Origin of the sequence: Pseudarthrobacter sulfonivorans (genome assembly GCF_031454915.1) — a bacterium.
Classification (GTDB): Bacteria; Actinomycetota; Actinomycetes; order Actinomycetales; family Micrococcaceae; genus Arthrobacter; species Arthrobacter sulfonivorans_C.
This window is the reverse complement of the sequence record NZ_JAVDRS010000002.1, coordinates 836,522-854,614: the sequence shown is the minus strand read 5'-3', so window position 1 is coordinate 854,614 and position 18,093 is coordinate 836,522. Positions and strand designations below refer to the sequence as shown.

The following is an 18,093-nucleotide window of genomic DNA, read 5'->3' as shown; positions in this document are numbered from 1 at the left end:
TGGGCAGATCTGTTGGCCATCACCGGGCAGCTTTACTGGCCCACAGCGGGCACATCAACTGGCCGCCCGTGGGCAGAACCTAATGGCCATTGACAAACGACATAGCAGAAACCAAGGTGTCCGTTCACGGAGGCCACAGCTCTGATCCCGCCTCCTCGGCGGGGCGAATACTCTCCAGCCTCTAGCCGGAAGTCCCGGATCGTCTTTCGCGTGATCGGCTATCCATCCCCTCGGACTTAGTACGGGGCAACGCAATTTTTTGATCTTTCCATGAATGAGGAAATCATGTCATCTATCCTGCTCATTGAAGTATCGCCGGGCCCGGATTCGACCGTCGCTGACGTGGCTAACTGCGCTAACGACTGCCCTTACTGCACAGGACCAGAAACCGACTAGGTTCGCGCTGAAGCCTCCAGCAGGTGCACTAACCGTAGTCATGGTCTTCAGCAGAATTCCACGTCGCGGAATGCTATCTCTTGCCCGGCCCCTCAACCGTGTTTCCGACGCGGAGGAGTTCTCAGACGGCCACGGACCTGACCTTGGATCCTGGACCTACCGTCGGTTTCCCGTGGATCCAGAAGCCCCTATCGGCAGATAGTGGGCTATGCCCCTGGACAGTCAGCCCGCGCCCTAATGTCCCCTGGTGAAGTAACCCGCAACCAGAAGTTGTTCGGATCGTCCTTCGAACTTCACAGGGGAGCGGCAAATTTGACCTCGCCGATTACCGGTTAAGCGGTAAATGATGCCCGCGTCACACTGGACGGACATACGCTTTTTAGATCCCAATACCCGGAATATCCCGGATTCTTTGAAAGGCTTCGCCGTGATCCCCAAGACCACCGCCGGCGTTATCGGCACCGTGATCAGCGCAGCACTCCTGCTCTCCGCATGTAGCGGTTCCCCTGCTACTGGTTCAGGCGCTAGTGCCGACCCTGTCAAGGGCGGAGAATTGGTGGTCGCCTCGCTGCCGGCCATGATCGATCCCTACGTCACCACCTCGCGGTCCAACTGGATGGTTGCCGCCTCAGTTTGCGAGGGACTCTTCGCCAACGCCGCCAACACCTCGGTATCCAATGGGTTGGCTGACGCGTACGAGTACGACGCCTCGACCGGAACTTACACGATCCACCTCCGAAAGAGCGTCAAGTTGCACAGCGGCGCGGATCTGACCGCGGCGGATGTTGTAGCTTCCCTTGAGCGGTACCGTAACGCTGACGCCGGAAAGCTGTTCAACGACCTGGCCAAGGACGTCACGGTCGTTGACGCCCTCACCGTGAGCATCACCACGGTTGAACCCACGGGCGCCCTTCCCGCGCTGCTCGCGACCCCCGATACAGGGGCCTACATTATGTCGGCGGCGTCCTTGGCGACTGCCGGCGACAAGGACCTGACCAGTCTTGACTGCACCGGACCGTACAAGCTCGACTCGTTTGTCACCGACCAGCAAGCTCTGATCTCGCGCTTCGACGGCTACGCCTCACGAACTGAGGAGCCTGACGGGGCCGCCGGCGCCAAGACCGCCTACGCTGACTCGATCAAATTCACTCCCTACAGCGATTCCAATGCTTTGAACCAGGTACGCACCTCACAGCTGCACGTCGTCCCGCAATTCCTCAGCATGGACCAGCTCTCGGTCTACCAGGCCGATCCCGGCCTGCGTCCCGTGGTCAGCGAAGGAGCGGGCTTCTCGCTGCTGCAGTTCAATCTCAAAACAGGGCCTATGACTGACCTCAAACTTCGGCAGGCCGTCCTGAACGCTGTCGATCCCGAAGCGATTGCTGCACAAAACCTCGGCGGCACCGAGTACTTCAACAATACTTCCAGCCTGTTTCCCGAGGACTCGCCCTGGTTTTCGGAGGCAGGCAAAGATATCTATGAGAACCGGGACCCGGAAAAAGCCAAACAGCTGCTCAAAGACGCCGGGTACGACAACACTCCAATTCGCATCCTCTACCGGCCTGACTCTGACGGCTACGGGCCACTGCTGAAGCAAGAACTGGAATCAGTTGGCTTCACCGTTGATCTGCAGGCATTGGACGCTGCTACGTTTGGCTCCACACGCACCGATTCATCCAAGTGGGACGTCTTCCTCGCAGGTGGAACCGCCTACTCCGATCCCCTCACGGTGGTCTTCCTCAACGATGGTTTCCCCGGCTGGTGGAACACTCAGGAGAAAGCCTCCCTGATGGCCGACGTGACCGCCGGCGAAGATCTTACCGCCCGTAAGCCAGCCTGGGACAAGGTCCAGCAGCTCATTTGGGATGACCTGCCCTTCGTCAAGCTCGGCCACGAGCCGCGTCTGGTAGTCACCGCCGCCCAGGTCGGCGGCTTCGAACCGACGCAGGGCACCGTCCGCGGCTTCTACAACATCTGGCTCGGCAAGTAACTCGTTAGACCCACCCCGAGCACAAGAAATGACACCATGAAATCCAACCTCAAAGCGCTGCTGAAGAACCCTTCGGCAATGATCGGCGCCGGCATCATCACTGTCGTCGTCCTGCTCGCGCTGCTTGCACCACTCTTGGGCGGCGACCCGAATTTCGTTGACCCGGTGAACCGCCTCAAGTCCCCGCGGGCTGAGTTCCCCCTGGGAACCGACGACCTCGGCCGTGACATGTGGACCATTTTGCTCTACGGGGCGCAGACGGCGCTGGGAATTGCCGGGCTCTGCACCGTCCTGGCCGTGGTCGTCGGCTATGTAATCGGCATCCTGTGCGGCTATTTTCCCAAGCTTGACGCTATCGTAATGCGGGTGATTGACGGGATGATGTCCTTCCCGAACATCATCCTGGTCATGAGCCTGGTCGGTGTTCTGGGCCGTGGTCTGGGGCCGGTGGTCTTCGGCCTGACCGTGGTGCTCATTCCGCCAATTGCCCGAGTTGTCCGCTCTGCGGCCCTCAGCGTCAAATCAACAGCGATGGTCGAATCCGCCCGGGCCATCGGTGCCAAAGACAGCTGGATCCTGACCCGCTATGTAGCCCCGGAGGCCGTGTCGGTCCTGATTGTGCAGGCGACAATGGGTTTTGCCGCAACTGTGCTGTCTATCGCCGCGCTGAGCTTTCTAGGTATCGGCCTTCCCCCTGACGTACCGAGCTGGGGTGCCAGCCTCTCAGCAGCCCAGAAATACATTGCCGTGGCCTGGTGGATAGGCGTGTTCCCGGGCGTGGCCATCCTCGTCACCGTGCTCGGTCTGATCCTCTTTGGCGACGGTCTTCGAGACGCGATGGATCCGCGGGCACGGCGGATCGCCAAGCTCGCCAAGCTCAAGTCGCCGGCCAAAGTTGCCACAAAGGCAGGGAACTGACTCATGCTCAGCTATATCTTCAAACGCCTTTTGGCACTGATCCCAACAGTGGCTGTGCCCATGGTGATGCTGTTCATCCTGCTCAGGCTCACGCCCGGCGACCCAGCGGCGGTGATCCTCGGGGAGGAAGCAACCGCGGCCGACATCGCGAATCTTCGGCAGGAGATGGGCTTGAACGACCCGCTTTGGCTGCAGTTCATCGCCTGGCTGGGACGCATGATCCGCTTCGACTTCGGCGAATCCATTTTCCTGCGCACGGCGGTCAGCGACTCAGTCCTGGCCGCAGCAGGGGTTACCGCCCAACTCGCAGTCCTCGCCCTCCTTGTCGCTGTGTTGATCGGACCCCTCTTGGGCGCCATCGCCGCCAGCACAAAGTCCCGCTCCCTGGACAAAGCCATGGTGATAGGGTCCGCCGTGGGAATCGCCACACCGACGTTTTGGCTGGCCATACTTATGGTCCTCGTCTTCGGCGTGATGCTCCGCTGGCTCCCTGTTGCCGGCTACGTCCCGCCGACCACCGATTTCGGCCAGTTCCTGCGGTTCATGGCGCTCCCCGCGGTGGCGCTTGGCGTCCTGGAAGCAGCAACGCTGTTCCGCTACTCACGCAACGGCGTTCTTGACGCCAAGCACCAGCCATTCGTAACGACAGCTCGTGCCCAAGGCCTGGCCGAGCGCACCATCACCGGCCAGTACGTCTTCCGCTCAGCCCTGGTCCCGGTGGTGACCGTCGTTGGACTTTCCATGGCCTCCCTCCTGGGAGGAGCCGTGGTCACCGAAAACGTGTTCTCCCTGCCAGGGCTCGGCAAGCTGCTGCTCACGGCCGTGGACCGGCGGGATTATCCGCTGATCGAGGGATGCATATTTTTCATCGCAATCATCTTCGTGCTCGTCAACCTACTGGTGGACGTCGTCTGCGCGTTCCTGGATCCCCGTATCCGCCTGGACATCAAGGACTAACCCATGAACAACACAGAACAAGTCCTGCTTGACGTCCGCGGACTCAGCATCGACATCATCAACGAGGCCGGTCCCCAGCGCGTAGTACACAACTTGGACTTCCGCCTGGAACGCGGCCGCACCTTGGGCATCGTGGGGGAGTCGGGGTCGGGCAAATCGATGACAGCGTCAGCGATCATGGGCATCCTTCCAGATGTTGCTGTGGCTGACGGCGAAGTCTTCTACAAAGGCAACGACCTGCTGCAGGTCACACCAGCTCAGCGTCGCAAGCTCAGCGGACCAGAACTCGGATTCATCTTTCAGGAACCAATGAGTGCCCTGCACCCCACCATGAGCATCGGCGAACAGATGGTCCGCCCCATGCGCCTGCATCTGGGCCTGTCCAAAAGCGAAGCCCAGTCCCGGGCGCAGGAACTTCTGGACCTGGTAGGCATCCCGGCCCAGCGGGGCGTCATGGGCTCCTACGTCCATCAGCTCTCCGGCGGCATGCGACAACGCGTCATGATTGCCATGAGCATCTCCTGCGAACCTGCGCTTCTTCTGGCGGACGAACCGACAACGGCATTGGATGCCACCATCCAGAAACAGATCCTGGACCTGCTCATGAGACTTCGCGATGATTTGGGTCTTTCCCTGATTCTCATCAGCCATGACCTCGGTTTGGTGGCCAAGTACACCGATGACGTGGTCGTCCTGCTGGACGGGTACGAAATGGAGGCAGGGACAACCGCTGACGTCATCGCCTGTCCGCGCTCAGGCTACACCCGAGGCCTCCTTGAGGCGGCACCACGCCTTGGTCAGCGCCTGGACCGGCTACCGGTCATCAATAAAAGCGAGTTCACGAAAGCAGTGGCGAAATGAACCACAACTCCGAGCAGCACACCTCCCGGGAAGTCCTGCGACTCTCCAGTGTGACCAAGGAATTCCAGCTCGGCGGAACCTTCCGGAAGACCAAGCACGTTGCGGTGAAGAATGCCTCGCTGACAGTAGAGCGCAACCAGGTCCTAGGCTTGGTTGGCGAATCCGGATCCGGTAAGTCGACGCTGGGCAGGATCGCCATCGGACTCATCAAGCCGACTTCCGGGTCCGTCACCGTCCTCGGTGAGGACATCTCCGCGCTAAAGCCGGAGGCACTTCGGCTCTTCCGCCGCAAAATGCAAATGATTTTCCAGGACTCCTCCAATTCGCTCAACCCCAGGATGACGCTGCAGGAGCTTCTAGAGGAACCCTTCAGGGTCCAGAACCTCTACAGCCCGGCAGACCGCCACCAACGCGCTCGTGCCCTGGCCGATGAGGTTCAACTCGCGGAAAGCTGGCTTGGCCGGCTTGCACATGAATTCTCCGGAGGTCAGCGACAGCGTATCTCGATCGCCCGCGGCCTCGCCCTCGAACCAGAACTGATCGTGGCCGATGAACCGGTATCGGCGTTGGACGTATCAGTCCAGGCCCGTGTCCTGAACCTACTCAAAGACATCCAGGAAGCACGGAACCTGTCCATGATCTTCGTCAGCCATGACATGGCGGTTGTCGAATTCATGAGTGACCAGGTGGCAGTGCTCTATCAAGGCGAAATCGTCGAATCCGGGCCCGCCCGAAGGATCTTCGCTCAGCCGTCGAACCCCTACACCCGGATCCTGCTCGAATCCGCACCCAGCCTCTAAGACAGCCCATCCGTTCCGCAGACACACCAGCAGCTTTCAGGAGATGCAGCAGATGACCACACCTTCCTTGGCCCTACACGCCCTGATTCAAGGCCCGATCCCCGAGACTACGGATAATGCCGCGGTCGTCCTTGAGCCCTACGGCTTGGACCGGCTGCCCGGCTACGACTACGTCCAAGAGGAGTACTTCGTCTCAGGCGTAGCCGCGGAGCATGAGTATGCCACGCGTATTCTCGTCCGCCGCCCAGCGGACATGAGCAAGTTCAACGGGCGCGCCCTTGCTGAAGTGAGCCATATCTGGGGCGGGACATCTGTATGGCGCGCCTACAACCGTCAGTTGATGCGTGGCGGGTACATGTGGGTGGAAATTGACTCCCAGGCACCGTCGGCGCTTGACCTCATCAAGGGCGCGAACACCGAGCGCTACTCCAACATGAGATTCATCGACGGAGAGCTGGCCAGCGATTTCGCCGCCACCATCCCCTTCACGGAGAACCCGACGCCCGAACTGCTCGCCCAGCAGTACGACGAATTCAAGAAGCGCTGGTGGCAGGCCACACCCCAGTCCTTCGAGATTATCGCGCAAGTCGCAACCGCTCTCCGTGCCGGACTGCCAGGTCTTCCCGAAGCTGCCGCCAGGACGCTCCTTTTCGCGGGCATCTCACAAACTGGCGGCGTGGTCCGACGCTTCATTGAAAGACACCACAACGTACGCAGACGACCAGATGGTGGCCCAGTTTTCGACGGCTACCTTCCAGGGGCGTCAGGGGGCGACGCACTCCCGGACATTGACGTGCCTGTCATCGAGGTCCTGGGAGAGGCCGAGTTCCAGTCTGTTCGCTGGGCATGCGGAGTATCCGGCCAAGTCCGGGGATTGAGCCATCGCCGCAAGGACTCCAACACCTTCCGTCTCTATGAGGTCGCCGGAATGGCCCACCGCGAAACCCGGCACATGAGCGACCGGGACAAGAACAGGCTTCGTGACTGTCCCCTCCCAGAAGGAGCAAAATGGTCAACCTTTCCCAACTCGCATGTTTCCAACGCACTTCTTGAAATGCTCGCGGACTGGTCCGAAGGCCAGAGCATGCCCCCGGCCTCTAAGCTGCTTGCCGTGGAGGGCGAGACGGACACGATTGTGCGCGATCAATGGGGAAATGCCGTTGGAGGCCTGCGTACGACATACACCGACGCGCCGCTTTCAACCCTTGTAGCAGCCACACCAATGGGGCGTCCTTCCTGGTACCACGGCCACGAGATTCCACTCAGCTCCGATATTCTGATGGAAATCTACGGAACCCCGGATGAATATCGGCGCGTCCATGCCCAGGTAATTGATCAGATGCTTGCTGAGGGCTTTCTGTTGTCCGAAGATGCCGAGGAACTGCGGCGGACAGCCGAAGGCGTCATTTTCTAACGTTCCGTGAGGGTCAGGGCTTTGACGTTTTGTCCTGAGTTCAGGCAACGTTCCCATACGGGCGCCACAGCCCCCTGTCCGTTGTCGATGTAGTTGTCAGTCGCGACGTGGGAACTGACAGGTTGGATGAGACAAATCTGCCGGATTCTTTCTCATTTCGTGTTGTCAGGCGGTTCGGAAGCCTTCGACCAGCCACGCGATGCCGCGAAGGGACGCTGACAACTTAAATGAGAATGGTCCAGAACCCGTACACTGACCACGTTCAGTGCGAGAACTGACATCTGGAATGAGAACGGACAGCCCCCTTTGCGGGCACTCCCCTGCCCATTTTCCAACGCCGATAAGGGACCTTCCGTCAAGCTACCTCCGCTTCGGCCACGGCATGCCGGTTGTGTCTAGGGGAAGGGAATTCACTCCAGCTTGGCGTGGCGCAGGTACTGGTAGACGGTCTCCCTGCTGATCCCGTAGTCGCGGGCCAGGACGGCTTTAGGAACACCGCTGCCGGCGCGTTCGACCAGTTCGACAGCCCGTTCCGGTGTGAGGGTCTTTTTCCGCCCTCTGTAGGCGCCACGCTGCTTGGCCAGGGCGATGCCTTCCCGTTGGCGTTCCCTGATGAGGGAGCGTTTGAATTCAGCGAAGGCGCCCATGACGGCAAGCATGAAGTTGGCGATGGGGGAGTCCTCTCCGGTGAAGACCAGGCTCTTTTTGACGAATTCCACCCGCACGCCTTTGTGCGTGAGGCCCTGGACGAGAGCACGCAGGTCATCGCCGGTGCATGCTGTGCACAACCACGGTGTCCCCGTCGCGGGCGAACCGCAGCATTTCCGTGAGCTGTGGCCTGGCGGTGTCCCTGCCGTAGGCCTTGTCCGTGAAGACCCGGTCAAGAACCTGGCCGTCGAGCTGGCGCGGTCTGGTTACGCAGGAAGCTGCACCGGGGGATGACCCCGGTCAGGGAATGGGCGCCTCCTGACCGCCCGACGCTGCGTTCCACGGCCAATATGGCGACGAGACCTTCAAAATGTGGTGCCTCTTTAGCCTCCGATGGCGCTCATACTGCGGTCTGGCTGCACAAACTCTTTTGTTCCGAGGCCCGTCTGGTCCATGCCGTGGGCGCGGGGTTTCATCCACATGGCATCCTGCCAGCGCTGCACCAGTTCGTCGTCATGCGCACCGTCTCGCAAAGGCCCCAAGAGGTCGAATTCGTCCCGGGAGAACAGGCAGCTCATGACCTTTCCCTCAGCGGTAATGCGGGTTCGTCGGCAATCGGCACAGAAAGGTTCGCTGACGGACGCGATAATCCCCACGGTCCCCAAAACAGATCCGGATGCCTCACCGGTAGCCCCGTTCCGCCGTCGCACTTCAAACCGTTCGGCTGGTGCGCCGTCGCGCTGACGGCGATCCCGGTCAAGGACAAAGTCTGCTGACAGCAGTGTGCGGATTTCGAGGGCGGTAATCATCTCCCGTTCGGTCCATCCGCGTTGGGCGTCCAACGGCATTTGTTCGATGAAGCGCAGTTCAAAGTTTCGCTCCAAAGCCCATGCCAAGAGCCCCGGGGCTCCGTGGTCATTGATACCCCGCATCAGCACTGCGTTGATCTTGACCGGGCCTAGGCCAACGGCGCGGGCGGCTTCGACGCCGGCGAGAACTTGGCCGAGGAATGGGCGTCGGGTCAACTGTGTAAAGATTTCCTCGTGCAGGGAGTCGAGGGAAACATTGACCCTGGTTAGCCCCGCCGCCTTGAGCGACTTCGCCTTCTTCTCAAGCCCGACGCCGTTGGTAGTCATAGAGATGGGGAGGCGGGGGTGGCGCTGCCGCAGGGCGGCGATAATATCCACGAGGTCCGTCCGGACCAGGGGTTCTCCGCCGGTGATTCGGAGTTCCCTCACACCCAGACGCTCGACGCCCAGGCCGACGATTCTCTCAATCTCGGCTGCCGTCATGACGGCTTGTTTCGGCAGCCATTGCAAGCCCTCTGCCGGCATGCAGTAGGTGCAGCGAAGGTTACATTTGTCCGTGACCGACAGCCGCATGTCCGTTGCTTGGCGGCCAAAGCGGTCCAGTAGTGCCGAGGGAAGTTCGGGCGGACGCGGATCCGGAGCGGTCTCCTGATTCTCGGTGAGGACGGGGCGCAATGCTGGGATACCTAGCTGAACGGTCATGGTTCAGGCTGATTCAGGGCGCTGGTCGCAGCCGCAGTCAGCGGATGCCAAGATCACTGTCAATGTACGAACCGGGGCGGTTTTCGGTGTCGGGCTGGCAATTGCAGCCACCATCTATCTGCAGCCGAACGGTCACTGGACTGGATGACTCCAAATGGATATCCACCGATTCCTTCCCGTTGCTGCTAACTCGAAATGCATGGTTTTGGTCGTTGAGCTGGGTCATGTAAAAACCTGTCTAATGAGTGGGCCGTATACCTTGGTGGCACGCGCTGCGAAACCGCGTGCCACCAAGGCGGGTTGGTGCCCCGACCGCTCTAGCTAGTTGCTGCTGAGGTAGCCGTTCGGGTTCAGGACATACTTCGTGGCGGCTCCGGCATCGAATTCCGCGTACCCCCGCGGGGCATCCTGGAGCGAAATGGCCGTGGCGTTGACCGCCTCGGCGATCTGGATCCTGTCATGCAGGATCGCCATCATCAGCTGCCGGTTGTACTTCATCACCGGGCACTGTCCGGTTGTGAAGGAGAGGGACTTGGCCCAGCCGGTGCCCAGGGACAGGGACAGGCTGCCCTTCTGGGCCGCCTCGTCCGCGGCACCCGGATCCCCGGTGACGTATAGGCCTGGAATGCCCAGGGACCCGCCGGCGGCGGTGAGGTCCATCAGCGAATTGAGCACGGTGGCCGGCGCCTCCTGGGCACCGGCTCCGTGTCCGCGGGCCTCGAAACCGACCGCGTCGATGCCGGCATCGACCTCGCGGACACCGAGAAGCTGCTCGATCTGGTCAGCCGGGTCACCGTTGGCCACATTGACGGTTTCGCAGCCAAAAGATCGGGCCTGGGCCAGGCGATCCTCATTGAGATCCCCCACGATGACCACCGCGGCCCCCAGCAGTTGGGCGCTGGCCGCCGCGGCAAGCCCCACGGGACCGGCCCCGGCAACATATACGGTGGACCCGACGCCGACACCTGCCGTGACGGCCCCGTGGAAACCGGTCGGGAGGATGTCCGAGAGCATGGTCAGGTCCATGATCTTTTCCAGGGCCTGTTCCCGATCGGGGAACCGCAACAGGTTCCAGTCCGCGTAGGGGACCAGGACGAATTCCGCCTGCCCGCCGACCCATCCGCCCATGTCGACATAGCCGTAGGCGGAGCCGGGACGGTCCGGGTTCACATTCAGGCAGATCCCGGTCTTGCCCTCCTTGCAGTTCCGGCAGCGCCCGCAGGAGATGTTGAAGGGGACCGAGACGATGTCCCCGACCTTGATGAACTCGACGTCGGGCCCGGTCTCGATGACTTCACCGGTAATCTCGTGGCCCAGGACGAGACCGGCCGGGGCGGTCGTGCGGCCACGGACCATGTGCTGGTCCGAGCCGCAGATGTTGGTGCTCACGGTGCGAAGGATGACCCCGTGCGGGACCTTACGGCCGACATTGACGGGATTGACGCCGGGCCCGGCCTGCAGTTCAAAGGTGGGATACGGGGTATCGATGATTTCCACGATCCCCGGCGCCTTGTATGCAACGGCTTTGTTACCTGACATTGAATGGCTCCTATGGGTTGGCGATCGAACCCTCACGTGAGGCGAGTCGCGTCAGACTGCCTGTGAGGTAGTTGTGTCCGTTTTCGTGAAGCAAGTTGGGTCAATTGCTACGTGCAGCGCATATCGCTAGGGGGCAACGACGGCGTGCCGGCCGGCTGTGGCGATGGCACGTGCCCTTGAGCCGGTTGGTGCGTCTATGTCCCGGGAAGGCACGACGTGGTCGGGGGAGCCCGAGCATACGTAAGGGGCAAGCGATACGCCACGCGTGGCATTCTCGCTTTTGTCTTCTTGCCGTGAAATCAATCCCCGATGCTGTCCGGCTAGGGCAGCTGGAAGCGGCTAGGCATCGATCACCAAGTCGGTCCGCGCTGTGGAGCAGCAAGGCAGGAACTTGCCTGCATCGATTTCCCGTGCCCGGATCCCGCCCTGGTGGTTCATCTCGACCTCCCCGGAAAGCTTGACGACCTTGCAGGAGCCGCACATGCCTTCCTTGCAGTTCGCTCCGATCCTGACGCCTGCACGCTGGGCCGGACCCAGGATGTGCTCGGTGGGGTCGATCCGCACGTTAATGCCAGTGCGCATGAAGGACAGGGTGAGGCTTCCCGTTCCGACGGTGTCGAAGCTGGAAACATCAGGCGACGCGGCCTCCGCTCCCGCAGCCGAACCGCCGTCGGCGTCTTCGGAATCGGGTGCGTCCGGGTCCACGGTTTCCAGCGGCAACCCGGTGGCCTTGAGGGGACCTTCGGCGTCGTAGCCGGGCTCGTAGAGCCCGAACGCTGTGGGCTGGCTTTCGTAGTAGTCCTCGGCGGAATCGGCGATTTCCTCGGCGATTTCTTCGGCAATGTCCACTGCGAGCGCGAGCTCCGCCTGGTATTCAAGGAGCGTCTGACGATCTCCCGAGAAGAATTCCATGTATATGGAGGTGTCGTCGACGCCGACCTTCCCCAGGAGCTCGGTGGCGGTGTTCAGGTAACCCTCGGGGCCACAGGCATAGACCTGGCGGCCGTTGGCATCGGGGGCCACCTCATCCAGCATGGCTGCCGTCAGCCTTCCGCTGAGCCCTTCCCACCCCTCGGGTTTGTTGCGGTCGCCCAGGGAGTAGAAGACCTTGATGCGCGAGTCCACGGACGCGATGTAGGCCAGCTCCTTGTGGAAGGCAAAGCCTCCGGCCTCCGCTCCGTGGTAGAGCACCACAACATCTGCATGTCCGGGCAGGGAGTGGATGGTCCGCACCATGGACATGATGGGGGTGATGCCTGCGCCGGCGGCCAGCAAGAGATACCGCGCCCGCCGGTCGGCATCCGGCAAGTGGAATGCGCCGACCGGTCCGAGCATCTCGAGCACAGCGCCGGGTTTGACATTCTCGTGCACCCACGGTGAAACCAGTCCTGTGGAGTCGCGTTTTACGCTGATGTTGAAGGTCCAAGGCTCAGTCGGGGAACTGGACAGCGAATAGCTGCGGTCCACCGGATCCTGGTCCTCACCGTTCACCGGAAAAGCGACGTTCACATACTGGCCCGCACGGAACGCCAAGGGCGCACCGTCGCAGCGGCGGAACACGAAGGTCATTAAGCCGCCCGCCTCGGGAACGGTCTCCACACATTCGGCCATGAACTCCTGTGGATGCCAGGGGCCCAGTGCACGGGCAGCACGGGCGGGTGCCTCGGTGCTGCCCATGACCCTGTTCCACGGCATCTCAAGACCGCGAATGCGCTGTGGCTCCTGGACTACCGTCTCAGCGAGGAGTTCAATCATGCCAAGTGCTCCTGCACGCGCTGCACGTACCAGTTGATGAACGCCTCTACCTGGTACTCGCTCTTCATGTACGGGCCGGGCTCGTAGGCGGGGCTGCCGGCGCCCGTCTGGCACAGCTCCACGAACGCCTTGTCCTGCAGGTTGGTCTGCTTCCAGGTGTAGGTGAGTTTGTCCAGATCGTAGTCGACGCCTTCCACAGCGTCGTCAGCTACAAGCCAGGTGGTGCGTACCAGGGTCTGGTGTTCGTTGACGGGGAAGACGCCGAACGTGATGACGTGGTCGCTCTGGAAGTGGAACCAGCTGTTGGGCTGCAGGTGCATCGAGCAGCGGCCAAGACGGAAGTCCGGCAAGTCACCGAGCAGCTTCTTGGAGAGCCTGCGCCCATCGGGCGAGAACGATTCGCCCTCTCCGTCGAGCGATTCACGTGAGATACGGATTCCCGCGATGCGCGTGTCGAGCTCCTCGACCACCTCGTAGGGAAGGCCATAGCGGCGGCAACGCTCCTCGAGCGAGGACTGGGCTTCCTTGTTGCGGTCCCACACTTCTTCGAGATGGGCCGGGATCAGGCCCTCCGTCAGTCCCCAGGTGGGAAAGAGGGAACAGGCGAGCTCCGGGTGCCCGTCGCAGTGGTAGCACTCACGGTTGTTCTCCATGACGAGCTTCCAGTTGCCCTCCTCGATGATGTTCTGCTGGTAGGCGACTTTCGTCTTCGACAGATCGTGGGGCGCGAGGTATGGCTCGAAGATCTTTGAGGTTTCATCGAAGTCGGTCGGCGGTTCGTCGGCTATGCAGACGAAGATGAGTCCAGCGACCATGCGGCTGTGGGCGCGCTTGAGGCCGAAGCAGCCCTTGTCGAACTTGGTTTCCCCCGGCGCGGAAGCATGGATCAGATTACCTTCGGGAGAGTATGTCCAGGAGTGGTAGCCGCAGACCAGGTTTCCTGTTGACCCTGCGGCTTCGGTGAGGACGCGGGCGCCGCGGTGGCGGCACACATTGTGCAGGACGTTAACGCCGCCATCGTCGTTGCGCAGCACGATCAAGGAGTAGGGCCCGTAATCGACAGTGACGTAGTCTCCCGGCTCCGGCAGCTCGGCGACGCTGCCGGCAAAGATCCAGTGCTGGCCAAAAATGGCTTCCATGTCGATCTTGAAAATCGTCGGGTCTGTGTAGAAAGGGGCATCGAGGGAGTAGCCCGTGCGCCGGAATTCGAACAACCCGGCGATTTCCGCCAGCTGCTCAGCAGGCAATGATGAAGCGAGTTTTCCGCGTGATTTGAGGGGCAAGACTGGAGCAGACATGTGGTTCCTCCCGGGAGGCGTGGGTAAGTGTGCGATTCGTGGCGACCACGGCTGCGTCGGGCGAGCTGCGCGGTCAAAAACCTTGTATTCATGAGATTAGGGCCGATCGACCTGCAGCAAAAGCGCAACATTTAGGACATAACAGTGCACAATGGGTGCATGATCGATCCGCGTCTAATAACACTCAGGGTGTTTGCACGGTGCGGCACCGTTGGCGCAACCGCAGAGCTCACGGGTTATTCTCCCTCGGCTGTCTCCGCGCAATTGCGGGAGCTCCAGCGCGTGCTTGGAATGCAGCTGCTGACGAAGGACGGCCGGGGTGTGCGCCTGACGGCCACTGGCCGCTTTCTCGTGTCGGGCTCGGATACCCTCATTGCGGAATGGGAGAGCCTGCGCGCCGCGGCCCTGGAGGCCGGCGACCAGGTGCCGTCCCGTTTTGGCCTCGGCGGATTCTCCACGGCGGCAGCTCAGTTGCTCGCGCCGCTGGCCGCCACACTGCGCTCAACACGCCCCCTGCTGGAGGTGCAGGTACTCGAGGCCAATCCGGCCCGCTGCTTTGACTTGTTGGTTGCCGAGCGAATCGACCTCGCCGTCATCGTCGCCATGCAGTCCGATACCCATGTTGAGGACGATTCGCGCTTCGAGCAGACCGTCCTGCTCGACGATCCGCTGGACGTGATCATCCCCTCCGACCATCGGTTGGCATCGCGGGAAACGGTGACGCTCGAAGAGCTGGCGTCGGAACCCTGGATCACGGAGGCCGCCGGGTCCACGTACCATTCCCTGTTCACCGCGGCGTTCACGGCAGTGGGGGTGACACCGCGGATTGCCCATGAGGCTGTTGAATGGGAAACCCAGATCGCCTTCGTTGGTGCGGGGCTGGGCGTGGGCCTGCTGCCGCGACTGGCGCCCCTGCGTAGTGCCGAAAATGTGGTTCGACTGCGCATCACCGGCAAGGGGAAGCCCGCGCGCCGCATTGTCGCTGCGGTGCGCAGGGGCAGCATCGCATCGCCGCTGATCCAGGAGTCGCTCGGCATCCTGCAGGTCAACGCTAATCGGATCCTCACCGCCCGCCCCGAAGACGATCTCTGAAATCGCATGGCCGCGATTCGTTGCCGACGGGGCCCAAAGATTGCCTACGGCCTGGATGAGGCCGCTGCCCGAGTCGGATGCGGTACTAGGCTCCTGCGGCGCCAAATCGCAAACAGCAACGACGAAATGCCCCGTCCTCCGTAGAAGGAGGGCGGGGCATTGATGGTCGGTCGTGAGGACTGCAGTGCGTTTCGTGCTTAGACGGACGCCTCGCTCAGCTCAGGTCGAAGCGGTCGAGCTCCATGACCTTCACCCAGGCGGCGACGAAATCGCTGACGAACTTCTCCTTGGCGTCATCACTTGCGTAGACCTCCGCCAGCGCCCGGAGCTGGGAGTTGGAACCGAAGACCAGGTCCACCGGGGTGGCCGTCCACTTCAGCTCCCCGGTGGCGACGTCGGTGATCTGGTAGACGTTCTCCTCCGCCTCCGAGGCTTTCCATTTGGTGCCGGGGGAGAGCAGGTTGACGAAGAAATCGTTCGTCAGGACCTGCGGCCTGTCGGTGAGGACACCGTGCGCGGATCCGCCGACGTTGGTGCCGAGGGCACGCATGCCGCCTACAAGCGCTGTCATCTCCGGTGCGGAGAGGTCCAGCAGGTAGGCCTTATCCAGCAGAAGGGTCTCCGGGGCGAGCTTCCCGCCTGGGCGCACGTAGTTCCGGAACCCGTCCGCGCGCGGCTGCAGGTACTGGAAGGACTCGACGTCGGTCTGTTCCTGGGCGGCGTCGGTGCGGCCGGGGCGGAACGGCACTGTGACGGGGACCCCGGCGTCGGCCGCTGCCTTCTCCACCGCGGCAGCGCCACCCAGGACGATCAGGTCGGCGAGCGAAACCTTCTTGCCCCCGGTCTGGCCGGAGTTGAACCCTTCCTGCACTCGCTCAATCGCCTGCACCGCCGTCGAAAGCTGCTCGGGTTCGTTACCCTCCCAGCTGCGCTGCGGCTCCAGCCGGATCCGGGCCCCGTTGGCGCCGCCCCGCTTGTCGGTCTTGCGGTACGTGGCAGCAGATGCCCATGCCGTGCCGGCGAGCTGCGCAACGGTCAGGCCGGAGTCCAGGAGCTTGGCCTTGAGCGAGGCGATGTCCTGCTCGTCGATCAGTTCGTGGTCCAGAGCCGGAACAGGATCTTGCCACAGCTGGGCCTCCGGAACCCAGGGTCCGAGTAGGTGGGGACCGACGGGGCCCATGTCGCGGTGCAGCAGCTTGTACCAGGCCTTGGCGAACGCGACCGCGAACTCGTCCGGGTTCTCCAGAAAACGCCGCGAGATCTCCCCGTAGGCGGGGTCGACGCGCAGCGACAGGTCCGTGGTGAGCATCGTGGGCCGGTGCTTCTTCCCGGCATCGTGGGCGTCCGGGATGATCGCCTCGGCGTCCTTGGCCACCCACTGGTGCGCGCCGGCGGGGCTCTTGACGAGTTCCCACTCGTGCTCAAACAGGATCTCGAAGAAGCGGTTGCTCCACTGAGTGGGCCGGTCCGTCCAGGTGACGTCAAGGCCGGAGGTGATCGTGTCCGCCCCCTTGCCGGACCCGTACGTGCTGAGCCAGCCGAGGCCCTGGTCCTCGAGGTTGGCGCCCTCCGGTTCGGGGCCCACGTGTGCGTCGGCGTCACCGGCGCCGTGGGTCTTGCCGAAGGTGTGGCCGCCGGCGATCAGCGCCACAGTCTCCTCGTCGTTCATCGCCATGCGCTTGAAGGTTTCGCGGATGAACGCCGCGGCCGCGAGAGGGTCCGGATTGCCCATCGGCCCCTCGGGGTTGACGTAGATCAGGCCCATCTCCGTGGAGCCAACCTCGGAAGACATCTGGCCTTCGCCGATATAGCGTTCGTCGCCGAGCCAGGTGTCCTCGGGCCCCCAGAAGATCTCCTCGGGCTCCCACACGTCCTCGCGGCCGAAGGCGAAGCCAAACGTTTTGAAGCCCATCGACTCAAGGGCGACATTGCCGGCGAGGACCAGCAGGTCCGCCCACGAAAGCTTTTGGCCGTACTTCTGCTTCACCGGCCACAGCAGCCGCCGGGCTTTGTCCAGGTTGGCGTTGTCCGGCCAGCTGTTGAGCGGCGCGAACCGCTGGCTGCCGTCCCCCGCACCGCCGCGGCCATCATGGACCCGATACGTGCCGGCGGCGTGCCAGCTCAGCCGGATCATCAGGCCCCCGTAGTGGCCGAAGTCCGCAGGCCACCAGTCCTGGGAAGTGGTGAGAACGTCGACGATGTCCTGCTTGAGGGCCTCGACGTCCAGCTTCTGGAACTCCTCCCGGTAGCTAAACCCGGGACCCAACGGGTTGCCCGCTTGGTTGTGTGCATGAAGGACGGAAAGGTCGAGCTGGTTCGGCCACCAGTCCGCGACGGTCCGTGGCCGGTGCGCCTTGGGCTGCGGCGAGTCGATGGCCGGGTTCTCGCTCTCGCTGCCATGCGAGGTAACGCTGCCATGGGCTACGGGGCATCCGCCCTCAACCTTGCTATCCAGACCTTGGGCACTTCCGGGGGTGGGGACCGGGGGATTTTCCTGTGGATCGGTCATGTGCTTCCTTTCTTATGGCCGAGGCCGCGGTCGGACTCGGACAGCCGGTGCAACTCTCCTATTTGACCAGGAGCAGGTGAGCGGGGGAGAGCCCCATCGGCAAGAAAGCGTCCAGTTGCCAACGCCCCGAGAACCTTCGTGTTGACAGTACGCCACCCGATGGCGCCCAGGATTGGCTCCTTGGAGCGGCCCCCGGTCAATCCATTAGTGCCGGTAGTGGACCGGCCAAGGAGGAATGTGCCGAGCGCCATTACGGCTCCAGGGGCCTGATTATCATGGCGATCCTGCAGTCCAGGTCCCAGGGGGTGGATCTTATCCACCCCCTTTTAGCTCGGAGAGACTTCGCGGTGGGTGACTTCTACAAGCAGAGACGATGCGCAGCACCCACCCAAGGGCGACGCCGTG

The 18,093-nt window shown here is 62.3% G+C and carries 12 protein-coding genes and 1 pseudogene; 7 read left to right on the top strand and 6 right to left on the bottom strand.

The window, feature by feature from the left end; all coding sequences use genetic code 11:
- Positions 1 to 823 precede the first annotated feature (823 nt).
- Genes J2808_RS07905 through J2808_RS07880 form a run of 6 tightly spaced genes read left to right on the top strand, consistent with a single transcriptional unit; the run spans position 824 to position 7,336 of the window.
- Positions 824 to 2,386, top strand: a complete 1,563-nt coding sequence (locus J2808_RS07905) for an ABC transporter substrate-binding protein (protein WP_309814119.1) — start codon at positions 824 to 826, stop codon at positions 2,384 to 2,386.
- Between the two features lie 36 nt (positions 2,387 to 2,422).
- Positions 2,423 to 3,304 (top strand): ABC transporter permease, encoded by an 882-nt coding sequence (locus J2808_RS07900; protein WP_309814117.1) that lies wholly within the window; start codon positions 2,423 to 2,425, stop codon positions 3,302 to 3,304.
- Between the two features lie 3 nt (positions 3,305 to 3,307).
- Positions 3,308 to 4,261 (top strand): ABC transporter permease, encoded by a 954-nt coding sequence (locus J2808_RS07895; protein ID WP_309814114.1) that lies wholly within the window; start codon positions 3,308 to 3,310, stop codon positions 4,259 to 4,261.
- A 3-nt stretch (positions 4,262 to 4,264) separates the two neighbouring features.
- The gene (locus tag J2808_RS07890) at positions 4,265 to 5,122 is read left to right on the top strand and encodes an ABC transporter ATP-binding protein (RefSeq protein ID WP_309814112.1); all 858 of its coding nucleotides are present in this window, start codon (positions 4,265 to 4,267) and stop codon (positions 5,120 to 5,122) included.
- A complete protein-coding gene (locus tag J2808_RS07885; RefSeq protein WP_309814110.1) occupies positions 5,119 to 5,922 on the top strand; it encodes an ABC transporter ATP-binding protein in 804 nt (267 codons plus the stop codon). The genes J2808_RS07890 and J2808_RS07885 overlap by 4 nt, the downstream gene beginning before the upstream one ends.
- 52 nt (positions 5,923 to 5,974) lie before the next feature.
- Positions 5,975 to 7,336 (top strand): alpha/beta hydrolase domain-containing protein, encoded by a 1,362-nt coding sequence (locus J2808_RS07880; protein ID WP_309814107.1) that lies wholly within the window; start codon positions 5,975 to 5,977, stop codon positions 7,334 to 7,336.
- A 410-nt stretch (positions 7,337 to 7,746) separates the two neighbouring features.
- On the opposite strand, the pseudogene J2808_RS07875 reads toward J2808_RS07880, so the two are convergent.
- From J2808_RS07875 to J2808_RS07855, 5 genes and pseudogenes are all read right to left on the bottom strand, one after another.
- Positions 7,747 to 8,242 (bottom strand): annotated as a pseudogene (locus J2808_RS07875) (recombinase family protein); the annotation flags it as partial.
- 125 nt (positions 8,243 to 8,367) lie between these two features.
- On the bottom strand, positions 8,368 to 9,495 hold the full coding sequence (moaA, locus tag J2808_RS07870) for a GTP 3',8-cyclase MoaA (protein WP_309814105.1): 1,128 nt from the start codon (positions 9,493 to 9,495) through the stop codon (positions 8,368 to 8,370).
- A 321-nt stretch (positions 9,496 to 9,816) separates the two neighbouring features.
- The gene (gene fdhA, locus J2808_RS07865) at positions 9,817 to 11,034 is read right to left on the bottom strand and encodes a formaldehyde dehydrogenase, glutathione-independent (RefSeq protein ID WP_309814101.1); all 1,218 of its coding nucleotides are present in this window, start codon (positions 11,032 to 11,034) and stop codon (positions 9,817 to 9,819) included.
- A 339-nt stretch (positions 11,035 to 11,373) separates the two neighbouring features.
- Entirely contained in the window at positions 11,374 to 12,789 is a 1,416-nt protein-coding gene (locus tag J2808_RS07860; protein WP_309814097.1) for a ferredoxin reductase, read from the bottom strand.
- Positions 12,786 to 14,087, bottom strand: a complete 1,302-nt coding sequence (locus J2808_RS07855; RefSeq protein WP_309814094.1) for an aromatic ring-hydroxylating oxygenase subunit alpha — start codon at positions 14,085 to 14,087, stop codon at positions 12,786 to 12,788. The genes J2808_RS07860 and J2808_RS07855 overlap by 4 nt, the downstream gene beginning before the upstream one ends.
- 159 nt (positions 14,088 to 14,246) lie before the next feature.
- Between J2808_RS07855 and J2808_RS07850 the strand changes: the two genes are divergently transcribed.
- A complete protein-coding gene (locus J2808_RS07850; RefSeq protein ID WP_309814091.1) occupies positions 14,247 to 15,179 on the top strand; it encodes a LysR family transcriptional regulator in 933 nt (310 codons plus the stop codon).
- 214 nt (positions 15,180 to 15,393) lie between these two features.
- Here J2808_RS07850 and katG read toward each other — a convergent pair whose 3' ends face one another.
- Positions 15,394 to 17,688: a catalase/peroxidase HPI gene (gene katG, locus J2808_RS07845; protein WP_309814089.1), complete on the bottom strand. Its 2,295-nt coding sequence runs from the start codon at positions 17,686 to 17,688 to the stop codon at positions 15,394 to 15,396.
- Positions 17,689 to 18,093: the final 405 nt, after the last annotated feature.

Excerpts from the sequence above, each read along its gene's own strand:
- J2808_RS07900 (WP_309814117.1), top strand. The coding sequence starts at position 2,423 with ATGAAATCCAACCTCAAAGCGCTGCTGAAGAACCCTTCGGCAATGATC.
- J2808_RS07895 (WP_309814114.1), top strand. The coding sequence starts at position 3,308 with ATGCTCAGCTATATCTTCAAACGCCTTTTGGCACTGATCCCAACAGTG.
- J2808_RS07890 (WP_309814112.1), top strand. The coding sequence starts at position 4,265 with ATGAACAACACAGAACAAGTCCTGCTTGACGTCCGCGGACTCAGCATC.
- J2808_RS07885 (WP_309814110.1), top strand. The coding sequence starts at position 5,119 with ATGAACCACAACTCCGAGCAGCACACCTCCCGGGAAGTCCTGCGACTC.
- J2808_RS07880 (WP_309814107.1), top strand. The coding sequence starts at position 5,975 with ATGACCACACCTTCCTTGGCCCTACACGCCCTGATTCAAGGCCCGATC.
- moaA (WP_309814105.1), bottom strand. The coding sequence starts at position 9,495 with ATGACCGTTCAGCTAGGTATCCCAGCATTGCGCCCCGTCCTCACCGAG.
- fdhA (WP_309814101.1), bottom strand. The coding sequence starts at position 11,034 with ATGTCAGGTAACAAAGCCGTTGCATACAAGGCGCCGGGGATCGTGGAA.
- J2808_RS07860 (WP_309814097.1), bottom strand. The coding sequence starts at position 12,789 with ATGATTGAACTCCTCGCTGAGACGGTAGTCCAGGAGCCACAGCGCATT.
- J2808_RS07855 (WP_309814094.1), bottom strand. The coding sequence starts at position 14,087 with ATGTCTGCTCCAGTCTTGCCCCTCAAATCACGCGGAAAACTCGCTTCA.
- J2808_RS07850 (WP_309814091.1), top strand. The coding sequence starts at position 14,247 with ATGATCGATCCGCGTCTAATAACACTCAGGGTGTTTGCACGGTGCGGC.
- katG (WP_309814089.1), bottom strand. The coding sequence starts at position 17,688 with ATGACCGATCCACAGGAAAATCCCCCGGTCCCCACCCCCGGAAGTGCC.